We start from the raw sequence: 14,290 nt of genomic DNA, 5'->3' as shown, positions 1-14,290 counted from the left end.
CTGATATTCTATGGTGGCCCGAGTGGCGCCAACGCAGAACTTCGGGACCCCCCCCCCCCCCCCCCACACACTCCCCCCCCCCCCCCCCCCCCCCCCCCCCCCCCCCCGCCCCCCCCTCTTTTCCCCCCCCTGCCCCGTGTCCGCGTGTCTGCGTGTCGGCGGGGGTCCCGCCTCAGCAGTCGGACCCGCCCTCCTCCAGGATCCCCGACCGGGCGATGAGGAAGCCGAGTTGGGCGCGGCTGCCGCTGCCGAGGGTGCTGGCGAGCTTGGCGATGTGCGCGCGGCAGGTCCGTACGTTCATGCCCAGCCGGCGGGCGATGGCCTCGTCCACGTGCCCCTCGACGAGGAGTTGGGCGATGGTGCGCTGCACGCCCGAGATGCCGTCGCGGGTGGGCTGGTACGTCACTTCCTCCTGGAGCGGCACCGCGCGGTGCCACAACTGCTCGAACACCTTGATGAGGTAGTCCACGAGCCCCGGGTGGCGCAGCTCCAGGGCCACCTGGCGGTCGTCGCTGGCGGGGATGAAGGCGACCGTGCGGTCGAAGATGATGAGCCGTTCGAAGAGCTCCTCCAGCGTGCGCACCTCGACCTTGCCCGCCTTGAGGATGTCCACGTACGCGAGCGTGCCCCGGCTGTGGCGGACCGTGTGCTGGTAGAGGGTGCGGATCCGGACACCGCGGTCGGTCAGCGGCTGGTCGCGCTCCAGGGCTTCCGTAAGCTCCAGGCTGGGGCGGGCGCCGCCGGGCTGGACGGTGAGCATCTCGGTGTGGCACTCGGCGGTGGCCAGGTTGAGGGCCGCGTTGATGGCGTCGAAGCCCTCCAGCACGGTGATGGCGTGCGTGCTGGCCGGAGCCTGTGCGCTGATGGCGAGAAACGGCTCGAACGCTTCGGAGAGTTCGAGAGAATCGCGGTGCCGTTCGCGGATCTCGCGTTCGATCGGATGCAGCCGCTGGGCCAGTGCGACCGCCGGTGGAACCGGGCGCAGCGAATTGACGTCATCAGGATCCGGCTGGAGCAGGGCCAGGTCGAGCAGGCAGGGTGCGGCTTCCACGTCTCCACGTGCGATGCGACCGGTCCGCAGCGCGCTCGTGTAGAGACGCGCTCCTTCGGAGCACAGGTTCGCGACCGAGTGGGGATGTGTCGCTTTTGTTGTGTTTATTGTCAAATCTCCACCCCCCAGGGTCCTGAACATGCAAGAACATGATGCATCGTCCCTGTGGCAGCGACGTGCCTGAATGAGCCATCGTCTGACAGGCGGGGGAGAGGATTTCATCAAGTGAGGACGAAGCCGACCATGAACAAGAGAATGCTTCGCTCGGCGCTTGCCACCGTCATCTTCTCGGCTGTGGCCGGTCTGGGACTCGCCGCAGCCACGCTGGGGGGCGCCGGAGGTTCCGCGGACATCCAGGCGGAGGTCGCGGACAGCGGATGGCGCGAGCCCTCGGCGGACAGCGGATGGCGTGGGGCCCCGCTGGACAGCGGGTGGCGCTCGACCCCCGCAGATGCCGATTCCGCAGCCCTTGTCGTGGAGAGCGCGGTATGACCCCCGATGACCGCGGCTTCCGCCGCGAAATGGCTTCCGCCTACCGCTCCGGCTGGCAGTTCATCGACCTCGCGACGGCCATCCCCCAGGTCGGCGACTCGCTGATGGTCACGCTCTTCGGCCAGCCCATCGTGATCACGCGGGAGGAGGACGAGGACGTGCGGGCGTACCGCTGCCTGCGCCGCCCCCGCGGCGCGCCGCAGCCGGTCCGCTGCGAGGTGCGCTACGGCATGGTCTTCGTCAACCTCGATCAGCGCGACCACCAGCTCTTCGAACCCGACATCACCACCGCCACCCCCCGCAGTGCCTGAAGCGATTCCCCCGTCGTTGCAGATCGCTCCAGGTGCTTCCCCCACACAACGGCGCCATCGTGGACCTGACCACGATGGCGCCGTTGTGGTGCCGGCGTCCAGTAGCCGAACCGGACAAGGTGAATCCTGAACCGTCCGGAATCCCCCGGACTCCCGGGGCGGGTGCCGGCAGGCTCAGGCGCGGCCCATCGCCCGGTCCAGCGCGATCTCGATGACCACCCGGTCCGGGTTCGGCGAGGGCATCCGCCCGTAGCGCTCCGCGTAGCGCGCGACCGCGTCCGCGACCGCCTCCTCGTCCGTGCGGACCACCGCGCGGCCCTCCAGGGTCGCCCAGCGGCGCCCCTCCATCTGGCACACCGCGACACGGGCCGAGCCCGGCTCCACCGCCTGGGCCGCCAGCACGTTGCGGACCTTCTTGCTGTGCTTGTTGCTGATCACCCGGGCCAGGCCGGCCGCCGGGTCGTACGTCACCCCCACGGGCACCACGTGCGGGGTGCCGTCCGGGCGCGGGGTGGTCAGTGTGCAGACGTGCCGCTCCCGCCAGAAGGCGAGGTACTCGGGCGTCGGGTTGAGTACGTCATGGGACATGGGCAGAGCGTACGACTCCGCGCCCCGGAACCCTCCTTGAGTGGAATAGACTCAACTTTACGCACGTTGGCTGTGTCAGATCGTCTGACGCAGCCCCAACGGATGCACCGTACGGAGAGGAGAAGCCGCACGTGGACGCCGAGCTGACCAACAAGAGCCGGGACGCGCTGAACAACGCCACCACCCGCGCCGTCAAGGACGGCCACGCCGACCTGACCCCGGCACACCTCCTGCTGGCCCTGCTCGCCGGCGTGGACAACGAGAACCTCACCGACCTCCTCGCGGCCACCGAGGCCGACCAGGCCGCCGTGCGGTCCGGCGCCGAGCGGCTCCTGGCCGCACTGCCCAGCGCCACCGGCTCCACGGTCGCGCCCCCGCAGGCCACGCGCGACCTGCTCGCCGTCCTGGCGGAGGCCGACCGGCAGGCCAAGGAGCTCGGCGACGACTACCTCTCCACCGAGCACCTGCTCATCGCCGTTGCCGGCAAGGGCGGCGCGGCCGGAGAGGTCCTTTCCGCCCAGGGCGCGACGGCGAAGAAGCTGCTGCACGCCTTCGAGAACGCACGAGGAGGACGGCGGGTGACCACCCCCGACCCGGAGGGCCAGTACAAGGCCCTGGAGAAGTTCGGCACGGACTTCACGGCCGCGGCCCGCGAGGGCAAGCTCGACCCCGTCATCGGCCGGGACCACGAGATCCGCCGGGTCGTCCAGGTCCTGTCCCGGCGCACCAAGAACAACCCGGTGCTCATCGGCGAGCCCGGCGTCGGCAAGACCGCCGTCGTCGAGGGACTGGCCCAGCGCATCGTCAAGGGCGACGTCCCCGAGTCCCTGAAGAACAAGCGCCTGGTCTCCCTCGACCTCGGCGCGATGGTCGCGGGCGCCAAGTACCGCGGCGAGTTCGAGGAGCGCCTGAAGACCGTCCTCGCCGAGATCAAGTCCAGCGAGGGCCAGATCATCACCTTCATCGACGAGCTGCACACCGTCGTCGGCGCGGGCGCCGGCGGCGATTCGGCCATGGACGCCGGCAACATGCTCAAGCCGATGCTGGCCCGCGGCGAACTGCGCATGGTCGGCGCCACCACCCTCGACGAGTACCGCGAGCGGGTCGAGAAGGACCCGGCGCTGGAGCGCCGTTTCCAGCAGGTCCTGGTCGCCGAGCCGACCGTCGAGGACACCATCGCCATCCTGCGCGGGCTCAAGGGCCGCTACGAGGCCCACCACAAGGTGCAGATCAACGACAGCGCGCTGGTGGCCGCCGCGACCCTCTCCGACCGGTACATCACCTCCCGCTTCCTGCCGGACAAGGCCATCGACCTCGTCGACGAGGCCGCCTCCCGGCTCCGCATGGAGATCGACTCCTCCCCGGTGGAGATCGACGAGCTCCAGCGCGCCGTCGACCGCCTGCGGATGGAGGAGCTGGCGCTGAAGAGCGAGTCCGACCCGGCCTCCCTCGAGCGCCTGGACAAGCTCCGCAAGGACCTCGCCGACAAGGAGGAGGACCTGCGCGGCCTGACCGCCCGCTGGGAGAAGGAGAAGCAGTCCCTCAACCGGGTCGGCGAGCTCAAGGAGCGCCTCGACGACCTGCGCGGCCAGTCCGAGCGCGCCCAGCGCGACGGCGACTTCGACACCGCCTCCAAGCTGCTCTACGGGGAGATCCCGGCGCTGGAGCGGGAGCTCGCCGAGGCCACCGAGGCCGAGGCCGAGGCGGAGGCCGCCAAGCGCACCATGGTCAAGGACGAGGTCGGCCCCGACGACATCGCGGACGTCGTCGGCGCCTGGACGGGCATCCCGGCCGGCCGCCTCCTGGAGGGCGAGACCCAGAAGCTGCTGCGCATGGAGGCCGAGCTCGGCCGCCGCCTGATCGGCCAGGGCGAGGCCGTCCGGGCCGTCTCCGACGCCGTCCGCCGCACCCGCGCGGGCATCGCCGACCCCGACCGCCCGACCGGCTCGTTCCTCTTCCTCGGCCCCACCGGCGTCGGCAAGACCGAGCTGGCCAAGGCACTCGCGGACTTCCTCTTCGACGACGAGCGGGCCATGGTCCGCATCGACATGTCGGAGTACTCCGAGAAGCACAGCGTGGCCCGCCTCGTCGGCGCCCCGCCCGGCTACGTCGGCTACGAGGAGGGAGGCCAGCTGACCGAGGCGGTGCGCCGCCGCCCGTACTCCGTCGTCCTGCTGGACGAGGTCGAGAAGGCCCACCCGGAGGTCTTCGACATCCTGCTCCAGGTCCTCGACGACGGCCGGCTCACGGACGGCCACGGCCGCACCGTGGACTTCCGCAACACCATCCTCATCCTCACCTCCAACCTCGGCAGCCAGTTCTTGAGTGGGGGCGGCCTGCTGGACCCGGACGCCTCCCCGGAGCAGAAGCGCAAGAAGGTCCTGGAGGTCGTCCGGGCCTCCTTCAAGCCGGAATTCCTCAACCGCCTCGACGACCTCGTCGTCTTCTCCGCCCTGACCGGGGACGAGCTGGCCCACATCGCCGAGCTCCAGGTGGGCCGCCTCGCCAAGCGCCTGGCCGACCGCCGCCTGACCCTGGACGTCACCCCGCAGGCCCTGGCCTGGCTCGCCGACAAGGGCAACGACCCCGCGTACGGCGCCCGCCCGCTGCGCCGCCTGATCCAGACGGCGGTCGGCGACCGCCTCGCCAAGGAGATCCTGGCCGGCGAGGTCCGCGACGGCGACACCGTACGGGTGGACGTCGCCGGCGACGACCTGCTGGTCGGCAAGGCCCTCTGACGGCCCCGGCGGGTCCCCCGGCGATCCCCGGCAGGGGCCTCGCGGCAGCGCCGCGCCCCCGCCGGGGGTACGCCGTGTCCGCTCGGAGCGGATCGCATGTGTGGGGCTGGACACGGGGTAGGAGGGATGGGGGAGGATGACAACATCCGCACGAAGGGAAGAACACGGTGAGCATCGACCCGGCCTCGATTCCGAATTTCGGAGGGCAGCAGCCCCAACCGCAGGCCACAGGACCGGCGGGCCCCGTGGTCCCCGACCAGGATCTGGTCAAGCAGCTGCTGGAGCAGATGGAGCTCAAGTACGTCGTCGACGACGAGGGTGACCTCGCGGCGCCGTGGGAGGAGTTCCGGACCTACTTCATGTTCCGCGGCGAGAAGGAGCAGCAGGTCTTCTCCGTCCGCACCTTCTACGACCGCCCCCACGCCATCGAGGACAAGGCGCGGCTGCTGGAGTCCATCGACGACTGGAACCGCCGCACCCTGTGGCCGAAGGTCTACAGCCACACCCACGACGACGGCTCGGTCCGCCTGATCGGCGAGGCGCAGATGCTGATCGGCACCGGTGTCAGCCTGGAGCACTTCGTGTCCTCCACGGTCAGCTGGGTCCGTGCGTCGATCGAGTTCGACAAGTGGCTCGTGGAGCAGCTGGGCCTGGAGAAGGACCTCGACGCCGCCGAGGGCGGCGAGGACGAGGACGGCGAGGACAGCTAGTCCCGCCCCCGCCCCGCGCTCACGGAGGCATCCTGGCGGTCACCAGGAGGTACACCCCGTAGCCGTACGCGAGCCCGGCCGGCCCCGCGGTCACCAGCACCGCGGAGCGCGGCCGGGCTCGCCCCGTTGCGGCGGCCGGACCCCGGGCGAAGAGGCCTGCCGCCGCTCAGCGGGCGAGCTGCCGGAGGCGGGTCACCGCCTCCCGGAGGACCTCCGTGCGCTTGCAGAAGGCCCAGCGGACGTGGGTGGCGCCCGCGGACCGGTCGTCGTAGAAGACCTGGTTCGGGATGGCGACCACCCCGCACCGCTCCGGCAGGGCGCGGCAGAAGGCCAGGCCGTCCTTCTCGCCCAGCGGGGTGATGTCGGTGGTGATGAAGTACGTGCCCTGCGGGCGGAACACCTCGAAGCCGGCGGTGGCGAGGCCCTCGGCGAGCAGGTCGCGCTTGGCGGCCAGCTCGGCGCGGAAGCCCTCGTAGTAGGCGTCGGGCAGGTCCAGGGCCTCGGCGATGGCGTACTGGAACGGGCCCGACGAGACGAACGTCAGGAACTGCTTGGCCGAGCGGACCGCCGCGACGAGCTCCGGCGCGGCGGTGATCCAGCCGACCTTCCAGCCCGTGAACGAGAACGTCTTGCCCGCGGAGGAGATGGTGACCGTGCGCCCGCGCATCCCGGGCAGCGAGGCCAGCGGGGTGTGGACGCCGTCGAAGACCAGGTGCTCGTACACCTCGTCGGTGACGACCAGCAGGTCCCGCTCGACCGCCAGCTCGGCGACGGCGGCCAGCTCGGCCGGGCCCAGCACGGTGCCCGTCGGGTTGTGCGGGCTGTTCAGCAGCAGCAGGCGGGTGCGCGGGGTGACCGCGGCGCGCAGCTCGTCGAGGTCGAGGGCGAACGCACCGGCGTGCGGGCGCAGCGTGACCGGGACCCGGGTGGCGCCGGCCATCGCGATGCACGCCGCGTACGAGTCGTAGTACGGCTCCAGGGCGACGACCTCGTCACCCGGTTCCAGCAGCGCCAGCAGGGAGGCCGCGATCGCCTCCGTCGCGCCCGCCGTGACCAGCACCTCCGTCTCCGGGTCGTGGGAAAGTCCGTAGAACCGCTGCTGGTGGCGGGCGATCGCGGCCCGCAGCTCCGGGACGCCGGGGCCCGGCGGGTACTGGTTGCCCAGGCCCGTCAGCACGGCGCGGGAGGCCGCCTCGGCGATCTGCGCGGGGCCGTCCGTGTCGGGGAAGCCCTGGCCGAGGTTGATGGATCCGGTACGGGCGGCCAGGGCCGACATCTCCGCGAAGATCGTCGTGCCGAAGGACGCCAGGCGGCGGTTGAGGAAGGGGCGGCGGCCGGCCGCGGGAGCGCTCATGGCCGCCATCCTGCGGGGAACCTCTGGACTTGCTCAAGTGTGCTTTGGGCGCGGTGGCGCGTGGGAATCCCCCTGGCACGCGGGACGCGGGGATCCCGCTCCCCGGTGGACCGGGGACAGTCGAAAGGGGGGCCGACCATGCTCCTGGCCTTTTTCATCGTGCTCGGCATCTTCGCCGTCGGCGTCGTGGTGCTCCTGGCGGTCGCCGGCAGCCGCGCCGCCTCCTCCTCCGGGGCCAAGACGTCGCTCTCGAAGAGCCACCGCTCCTCCCGCAGCAGCTGGTGGGCCGGCGGCTCCGGGGGCAGCGGGGGCGGCTGCGGCTCCTCGTCCTCCTGCGGCGGCGGGTCCTCCTGCGGTGGCGGGGGGTGCGGCTCCAGCTGACGTCCGGCGCCGGCCCGGGCCCGAGTCCGGGCCCCTGTCCGGGCCTGCCGCCGGCCCGTTCGGCGGAGCCGGTGAACACGTGAACTGGGGAGCCCCCGCGGGGATGTAAACCCAACCATGTTGGGTAAAAACGCTGTGAGTGCCGTGCCTTTCATGATTCCCTCGGTTGAGTAGACCAGTCCCCGGACCTTCCCGGGACTTCCTGTGGACCCGAGCCGGTGTCCCCCCACCCGTTGAACACCGCTGGCGGGGTCCGGCCCCTCTCCCTCGCGCGTTTGCGGAGCCGACTCATGCTCACGACCCTCCAGACCACCTACACCGACACGCGTGCCGCCGACCTCGCCTGGGCCCTGGGTCGGGACCGGCTGCCCGCCCTGGCCGTGCTGAACCTCGAACTGGCAGGCGCGAAGGTCGAGTTGCGCCTGCTCGGGGCCTCCCACCAGGTGCTCCTCGAGGAGGGCGCGGTGCTCTGCTCGGAGACGGTCGCCTGCATGCCCGGCAGCCGTACGCCGCTGCCCCTCGGCGTGGCCAAGCGGATGAGCGGCTGGGAGTACGAGTTCGCCGCGCGGGTCGAGACCCTGTCGCAGGGCTCGTTCGCGGGACGGGCGCAGGAACTCCTCGCCCTGGTCGCGGATCACCCGAACGGATTGGCCGGAACCTTTCCGGGCAGCCCGCACGCCTTCACCGCGATGCTCGCGCAGCGCCACGAAGGCCAGGTCCGCTGGCGGACCTGGCACGCGTACCCGCAGGAAGGCCAGTTGGTGGCCACTCGAACGAGGGTCGGTGTGCGCGCCGGCGCACCCGCGGGCAGCCGGGAGACCGCCGCCCGGTGACCGGGCTCCGGGCCCGGCGGACGCGGCGCGCCGGCTTCGCCCGCACGGCTCAGCGGTTGCGCCAACCGGTGGGAGTGAAACCGGACTTGCACCCATGTGGGTGACCTGATGCGTGTGGGCGGTGACGTACGGTTCGCTGCATGATCGACCGTTCCGTCCCTCGCCGGGTGCTCCCGGCTCCGGAGCCGCGGGGCACGGAGACCGTCCCGGCCGCCCTTCCCGTACGGCCCCGGACCGGCCGACTCCTCGTCCTGGCCACCGTGTTCGTCTGCGCCGCCTGCGGCCTGGTCTACGAACTGGAACTGCTCGCCCTCGGCTCCTACCTGATCGGCGACTCCGTCACCCAGGCATCCGTCGTCCTGTCCGTCATGGTCTTCGCCATGGGCGTCGGCTCCCTGCTGGCCAAGCGACTGCGGACCCGGCCCGCCTTCGGATTCGCCGTCATCGAGGCGGCCCTCGCGCTGCTCGGCGGACTCTCGGCCATGGCGCTGTACGCGAGCTTCGCCTGGCTGGGGGAGTCCCGGCCCGCGCTCGTCGCCTTCTCCTTCGTCATCGGCATGCTCATCGGCGCGGAGATCCCGCTGCTGATGGTCCTCATCCAGCGGATCCGCCGCCAGGATGCGGGCGGGGCCGTCGCCGACCTGTTCGCCGCCGACTACGTGGGCGCGCTGGTCGGCGGCCTCGCCTTCCCCTTCCTGCTGCTGCCGGTGCTCGGCCAGCTCACCGGCGCCATGCTGACCGGAACCGTCAACGCCGCCGTCGGCGCCGGCCTCGTCCTGTGGCTGTTCCGCCGCGACCTCAGCCGCCGCGCCCGCTGGCTGCTGCTCGGCGCGAACGCCGCCGTCCTGGCCGCCCTCGGCTGCGCCACCGCCCTCGCCGACGACTTCGAGCAGGTCGCCCGGCGCGCCGTCTACGGCGGCGAGGTGCGCGTCGCCCGCCAGACCGGGATGCAGGAACTCGTGCTGACCGGCCCCGCCACCGGCTCCCCCCGCTCCCTCGACCTGTTCCTCGACGGCCGGCTGCGGGTCAGCGGCTACGACGAGTACCGCTACCACGAGGCCCTCGTCCACCCCGCGATGACCGGCCCGCACCGCCGGGTCCTGGTCCTCGGCGGCGGCGACGGGCTCGCCGCCCGCGAGGTGCTGCGCCACCGCGACGTCGAGTCCGTCACCGTCGTCGAGCTCGACCCCGGCGTGGTCCGCCTCGCCCGCACCGACCCGATGCTGTCCGCGCTCAACGGCCGCGCGCACGAGGACCCGCGCCTCGACGTCGTCACGCAGGACGCGTTCCGCTGGCTGCGCGGCCCCGCCGCCCACCGCCGCTTCGACGTGATCGTCTCCGACCTCCCCGACCCGGGCGTCACCCCCAGTGCGAAGCTGTACTCGCAGGAGTTCTACGGGCTCGCCGCCCGCGCCCTGGTCCCCGGCGGGCGGATCGCCGTGCACGCCGGCCCGCTGGCCACCCGCCCGCACACCTACTGGACCGTCGAGGCCACCCTGCGCGCCGCCGGCCTGCGCACGGTCCCCTACAGCGCGGGCGGCCGCCTCTCCGGCTTCGCCGCCGGACCGGACCGCGGCCCCGGGGTGAGCGGCGCGCCGCCGCAGGACTGGGGCTTCGTCCTGGCGGGCCGCGACCGGGTCCCGGAGCTGCGCGTCGACCGGGACGCGCCGGGGCTGCGCTCCCTGACCACGCAGTCCCTGCGGGACGCGGCGCGGGATGCGGAGCGGATGCGGGTGGCGGGGCTGCCGCCGTCCACGCTGCCGCACCCGCGGTACTCGTGACCGGTGCGCGTGACGCGTCCCGGGCGGCACCGGAGCCGGTGCCCGGGTGGGACACGGAGCCGGTGCCCGGGTGGGACACGGAACCGGTGCCCCGCCGACCGGGTGCGGCGGGGGGTGTCGTCGGTAGGCTCGACCGCATGGAGCATCAGGTGTTCGTTCCGGTCCCGGCAGACCGTCTCCGCGCCGTACTGCGCGACCCCGCCCGGGTGGCCCGCTGCGTACCCGGGCTCCAACCGGACGCGGCCCCGGACGCACCGGCCGGCACCGCGGGCGGGCAGCCGGTGCCGGGCCGGCTGAAGCTGAAGGTCGGCTCGAACACCGTCACCTACCGCGGCACCCTGTCCGTCACCGAGCGGGACCCGGACCACTTCGCCGTGTCCGGCGAGGGCGCCGAGATCCGCGGCGACGGAACCGTCATGCTGTCCGTCGCACTGCGGCTGGCGGCGGCCGAGGGCGGGACCTCGCTGGAGTTCACCGCCGAGGGCGAGGCCGGCGGGCGGGCCGCGGGCTTCGCACCGGAGGCGGTGCGGACCGCCGTGCAGCGGCTGCTGGACCGGGCCGCCGCACGGCTGGCGGCGCTGGCGGACGAGACGGGCGGGGCCGGCGAGCCGGGCGGGGCCGCGGCCCCGGCCTTCGACCCCGAGGCGTCGCCCTTCTCCCCGGAGCCGGGCCCGGACCCGCTCCCGGAGGATGCCCTCGGCGGCATCGGGGACCTCGACGGCCTCGGGGACCTGGAGGACCTCGGGAGCGCCTCCGACTTCGGGGAACTGGACCGGCTGCGAGGCCTCGACGCCGCCGGCGGCCCCCTGCAGCCCCCCGCCGAAGCCGCCCACGCCCGGCGCACCATGATCGGCCGCAGTGCCGAGGAGGTCGACCACGCGCCCCCGCGCGGCCGCTACGCCCCGGTCCCCGCACCCGCGTCCGCCGCCGCCGGCGCCGGGCTGCGCTGGCTCGCCCCGGCCGCCGCGCTCGCCCTGGCCTCGGCGGTCGTGCTCGGCCGGGCCCTGCGCAGGCGCCGCTGACCCCGCGCCGGGGGGCACGGGGGTCGTTAGGCTCGACCGTATGAGCACGCAACTGAGCGCCGGCGGCGCCGAGGTGACGGTCGACCAGGACAACGGCTGCCGGATCAGCAGTCTGCGGATCGACGGCAGGGAACTGCTGCGCCAGGGCCCCCGGTACGGCTGCTTCCCGATGGTGCCCTGGTGCGGGCGCACCGCGTACGGGGAGTTCCGCGACGGGGCGGCCGTCCACCGGCTGCCGGTCAACCAGCCGCCGCACGCCATCCACGGCTTCGGCCGCGACGCCCCCTGGCGCCGGGCCCACGCCGGCGCCGCCGAGGCGGCGTTCACCTACGACCTGGCCGACCCCTGGCCGTACCCGGGCCGGGTCACCCAGATCGTCGGGCTCGCCCCGGACTCGCTGACCCTCACCCTGGGCGTGGAGACGTACGGCGACTCCTTCCCCGCCCAGGCCGGCTGGCACCCCTGGTTCCTGCGCAACCTCGGCGCCGGCGGCGAGGACGTACGCCTCGACTTCGCCCCCGCCTGGCAGGAGGAGCGCGGCGACGACCACCTCCCCACGGGCAAGCGCATCGACCCGCAGCCCGGCCCCTGGGACGACTGCTTCGGCATGCCCTACGGCGTCGAGGCCACCCTCACCTGGCCCGGCGAGCTCGAGCTGAAGATCACCAGCCGTGCCGAGTGGGTCGTGGTCTACGACGAGCAGCCCGAGGCCGTCTGCGTGGAGCCGCAGTCCGGACCGCCGAACGGGCTGAACACCCTGCCGCGGCTGGTCACGCCCGTGGACCCGCTGGAGGTCGCCACGACGTGGACCTGGCGCCGCCTGTCGTAGGGCCCGCCGCACGCAACTAAGCTCGGGCCCATGAGTGACGTACGCGATGCGCTTCTGCAGCAGATCAAGGACAAGGCCGTCGTGCACGGCAAGGTGACCCTCTCCTCCGGCAAGGAGGCCGACTACTACATCGACCTCCGCCGGATCACCCTGGACGGCGAGGCGGCCCCCATGGTCGGCCAGGTCATGCTCGACCTCACCGCCGACCTCGACTACGACTGCGTCGGCGGCCTGACCCTGGGCGCCGACCCCGTCGCCACCTCGATGCTGCACGCCTCCGCGGCGCGCGGCGGGCGCCTGGACGCCTTCGTCGTCCGCAAGGCGCAGAAGGCGCACGGCATGCAGCGCCGCATCGAGGGCACCGACGTCCAGGGCAAGCGCTGCCTGGTCGTCGAGGACACCTCCACCACCGGCGGCTCCCCGCTGACCGCCGTCGAGGCCGTCCGCGAGGCGGGCGGCGAGGTGGTCGCCGTCGCCACGATCGTCGACCGCGGCGCCGCCGACGCCATCGCCGCGGCGGGCCTGCCCTACCTGACCGGCTACGAGCTGTCGGACCTCGGCCTGGCCTGACGGCAGGGCCCCCGCCGGGGCCGCTGCCCGGGTCCCGGACCCTCCGGTCTTGCATTCCGGAACCGGTCCCGGCGGCAACCGAGGCCCCGGCGGAGCCGCTGTACAGGGCCTGACCTGCCCTTTTGCTGCCGGGTGGCGCGATTTCCGGAATCCGCCCACCCGGCACGGGTGGAGTGTCACGCGGAGTCTGGAAAGATAGGCGCGACGGTTACGTCGCCCCCAGGTCAGGGTCAGCAATCGCACACTCCCCGCACACCCAAGGAGCGGACAGATGCCCATCGCAACCCCCGAGGTCTACAACGAGATGCTCGACCGGGCGAAGGCAGGCAAGTTCGCCTACCCGGCCATCAACGTGACCTCGAGCCAGACCCTGCACGCTGCTCTGCGCGGCTTCGCGGAGGCCGAGAGCGACGGCATCATCCAGATTTCCACGGGCGGTGCGGAGTTCCTGGGCGGGCAGCACAGCAAGGACATGGTCACGGGCGCGGTCGCCCTGGCCGAGTTCGCGCACATCGTCGCCGCCAAGTACGACGTCAACATCGCGCTGCACACCGACCACTGCCCGAAGGACAAGCTGGACGGGTACGTCCGCCCGCTGCTCGCCCTCTCCGAGGAGCGCGTGAAGGCCGGCCGGAACCCGCTCTTCCAGTCGCACATGTGGGACGGCTCCGCCGAGACCCTGGCCGACAACCTCGCCATCGCGCAGGAGCTGCTGCCCCGCGCCGCCGCCGCGAAGATCATCCTCGAGGTCGAGATCACCCCGACCGGCGGCGAGGAGGACGGCGTCAGCCACGAGATCAACGACGAGCTGTACACCACCGTCGAGGACGCGATCCGCACCGCCGAGGCCCTCGGCCTGGGCGAGAAGGGCCGCTACCTGCTGGCCGCCTCCTTCGGCAACGTGCACGGCGTCTACAAGCCGGGCAACGTCGTCCTGCGCCCGGAGCTGCTGAAGGACCTCCAGCAGGGCGTCGGCGAGAAGTACGGCAAGAGCAGCCCGTTCGACTTCGTCTTCCACGGCGGCTCCGGCTCCACCGAGGAGGAGATCGCCACCGCGCTGGAGAACGGCGTCGTGAAGATGAACCTCGACACCGACACCCAGTACGCCTTCACCCGCCCCGTCGCGGACCACATGCTCAAGAACTACGACGGCGTCCTGAAGGTCGACGGCGAGGTCGGCACGAAGTCCACCTACGACCCGCGCACCTGGGGCAAGCTGGCCGAGGCGAGCATGGCCAAGCGTGTCGCCGAGGCCTGCGCGAACCTGCGCTCCACGGGCACCCGCCTGAAGTGACCCCCAAGGCCGCATGAAGGCTGCATGACCGAAGGGCCCGGTGCACCGTCCTCGCGAGGTGCGCCGGGCCCTTCGGCGTCGGTGCGGTGCCGCCCGCCCCCGGGCTTCCCACGCTCCCTCCGGGGGGCGGAGAACACGACGGCGGGCGTCTCTCCCGCGCTGCCGTGCAGGCGTGGGGAGGCCCGGCCCGCCCCTCGGGTCCCGTCACGGGGGGAAGGGGAGGGCCCGAGGGAGCAGGCCGGGCAGACCGGGTGGGGCGCGGGGGGGGGGGGGGGGGGGGGGGGCGGAGGGGGGGGGGGGGGGGGGGGGGGGGGGGGGGGGGGGGGGGGGGGGGGG

13 protein-coding genes are annotated in these 14,290 nt (G+C 72.9%); 10 read left to right on the top strand and 3 right to left on the bottom strand.

Annotation, left to right across the window (positions count from 1 at the left end; translation table 11 throughout):
* Positions 1-172: 172 nt before the first annotated feature.
* Complete coding sequence (locus AC068A_RS36445) at positions 173-1,192, bottom strand: helix-turn-helix transcriptional regulator (RefSeq protein ID WP_478590586.1); 1,020 nt, start codon at positions 1,190-1,192, stop codon at positions 173-175.
* A gap of 347 nt (positions 1,193-1,539) precedes the next feature.
* On the opposite strand from AC068A_RS36445, the gene AC068A_RS36440 reads away from it, so the two are divergent.
* A complete protein-coding gene (locus tag AC068A_RS36440) occupies positions 1,540-1,854 on the top strand; it encodes a Rieske (2Fe-2S) protein (RefSeq protein ID WP_114053450.1) in 315 nt (104 codons plus the stop codon).
* A gap of 174 nt (positions 1,855-2,028) precedes the next feature.
* Here the strand turns inward: AC068A_RS36440 and AC068A_RS36435 are convergent, their stop codons facing one another.
* Positions 2,029-2,442 (bottom strand): pyridoxamine 5'-phosphate oxidase family protein, encoded by a 414-nt coding sequence (locus AC068A_RS36435; protein WP_478590585.1) that lies wholly within the window; start codon positions 2,440-2,442, stop codon positions 2,029-2,031.
* A 131-nt stretch (positions 2,443-2,573) separates the two neighbouring features.
* Between AC068A_RS36435 and clpB the strand changes: the two genes are divergently transcribed.
* Positions 2,574-5,180, top strand: a complete 2,607-nt coding sequence (gene clpB, locus AC068A_RS36430) for an ATP-dependent chaperone ClpB (protein WP_478590584.1) — start codon at positions 2,574-2,576, stop codon at positions 5,178-5,180.
* Positions 5,181-5,347: 167 nt separating this feature from the next.
* A complete protein-coding gene (locus tag AC068A_RS36425) occupies positions 5,348-5,890 on the top strand; it encodes a YbjN domain-containing protein (protein WP_478590583.1) in 543 nt (180 codons plus the stop codon).
* Between the two features lie 166 nt (positions 5,891-6,056).
* Here AC068A_RS36425 and AC068A_RS36420 read toward each other — a convergent pair whose 3' ends face one another.
* Positions 6,057-7,253, bottom strand: coding sequence for a pyridoxal phosphate-dependent aminotransferase (locus AC068A_RS36420; protein ID WP_478590582.1), 1,197 nt, complete (start codon positions 7,251-7,253; stop codon positions 6,057-6,059).
* A 129-nt stretch (positions 7,254-7,382) separates the two neighbouring features.
* On the opposite strand from AC068A_RS36420, the gene AC068A_RS36415 reads away from it, so the two are divergent.
* The 7 genes from AC068A_RS36415 to fbaA all read left to right on the top strand — a co-directional run bounded on the left by AC068A_RS36415 (position 7,383) and on the right by fbaA (position 13,954).
* Complete coding sequence (locus AC068A_RS36415) at positions 7,383-7,625, top strand: hypothetical protein (RefSeq protein WP_478590581.1); 243 nt, start codon at positions 7,383-7,385, stop codon at positions 7,623-7,625.
* A gap of 290 nt (positions 7,626-7,915) precedes the next feature.
* Positions 7,916-8,458, top strand: coding sequence for a DUF2617 family protein (locus AC068A_RS36410; RefSeq protein ID WP_478590580.1), 543 nt, complete (start codon positions 7,916-7,918; stop codon positions 8,456-8,458).
* A gap of 140 nt (positions 8,459-8,598) precedes the next feature.
* Positions 8,599-10,239 (top strand): polyamine aminopropyltransferase, encoded by a 1,641-nt coding sequence (locus AC068A_RS36405; RefSeq protein WP_478590579.1) that lies wholly within the window; start codon positions 8,599-8,601, stop codon positions 10,237-10,239.
* Between the two features lie 137 nt (positions 10,240-10,376).
* The gene (locus tag AC068A_RS36400; RefSeq protein WP_478590578.1) at positions 10,377-11,261 is read left to right on the top strand and encodes an SRPBCC domain-containing protein; all 885 of its coding nucleotides are present in this window, start codon (positions 10,377-10,379) and stop codon (positions 11,259-11,261) included.
* 40 nt (positions 11,262-11,301) lie between these two features.
* Positions 11,302-12,090: an aldose epimerase family protein gene (locus AC068A_RS36395; protein WP_478590577.1), complete on the top strand. Its 789-nt coding sequence runs from the start codon at positions 11,302-11,304 to the stop codon at positions 12,088-12,090.
* Between the two features lie 30 nt (positions 12,091-12,120).
* The gene (pyrE, locus tag AC068A_RS36390) at positions 12,121-12,660 is read left to right on the top strand and encodes an orotate phosphoribosyltransferase (protein ID WP_360632455.1); all 540 of its coding nucleotides are present in this window, start codon (positions 12,121-12,123) and stop codon (positions 12,658-12,660) included.
* 271 nt (positions 12,661-12,931) lie between these two features.
* Positions 12,932-13,954, top strand: a complete 1,023-nt coding sequence (gene fbaA / locus AC068A_RS36385; RefSeq protein ID WP_478590576.1) for a class II fructose-bisphosphate aldolase — start codon at positions 12,932-12,934, stop codon at positions 13,952-13,954.
* The last annotated feature ends 336 nt before the right edge of the window (positions 13,955-14,290 follow it).

This window comes from Streptomyces sp. NPDC043854 (assembly GCF_056436005.1).
Note: the sequence above shows the minus strand (reverse complement) of the source record. Positions and strands in the feature narration are given on the sequence as shown.

Bases quoted from the DNA above. Each gene is read 5' to 3' on its own strand.
- AC068A_RS36400 (WP_478590578.1), top strand. From the start codon at position 10,377: ATGGAGCATCAGGTGTTCGTTCCGGTCCCGGCAGACCGTCTCCGCGCC.
- AC068A_RS36410 (WP_478590580.1), top strand. From the start codon at position 7,916: ATGCTCACGACCCTCCAGACCACCTACACCGACACGCGTGCCGCCGAC.
- AC068A_RS36415 (WP_478590581.1), top strand. From the start codon at position 7,383: ATGCTCCTGGCCTTTTTCATCGTGCTCGGCATCTTCGCCGTCGGCGTC.
- pyrE (WP_360632455.1), top strand. From the start codon at position 12,121: ATGAGTGACGTACGCGATGCGCTTCTGCAGCAGATCAAGGACAAGGCC.
- AC068A_RS36395 (WP_478590577.1), top strand. From the start codon at position 11,302: ATGAGCACGCAACTGAGCGCCGGCGGCGCCGAGGTGACGGTCGACCAG.
- AC068A_RS36405 (WP_478590579.1), top strand. From the start codon at position 8,599: ATGATCGACCGTTCCGTCCCTCGCCGGGTGCTCCCGGCTCCGGAGCCG.
- AC068A_RS36440 (WP_114053450.1), top strand. From the start codon at position 1,540: ATGACCCCCGATGACCGCGGCTTCCGCCGCGAAATGGCTTCCGCCTAC.
- AC068A_RS36420 (WP_478590582.1), bottom strand. From the start codon at position 7,253: ATGGCGGCCATGAGCGCTCCCGCGGCCGGCCGCCGCCCCTTCCTCAAC.
- AC068A_RS36435 (WP_478590585.1), bottom strand. From the start codon at position 2,442: ATGTCCCATGACGTACTCAACCCGACGCCCGAGTACCTCGCCTTCTGG.
- AC068A_RS36445 (WP_478590586.1), bottom strand. From the start codon at position 1,192: ATGTTCAGGACCCTGGGGGGTGGAGATTTGACAATAAACACAACAAAA.
- fbaA (WP_478590576.1), top strand. From the start codon at position 12,932: ATGCCCATCGCAACCCCCGAGGTCTACAACGAGATGCTCGACCGGGCG.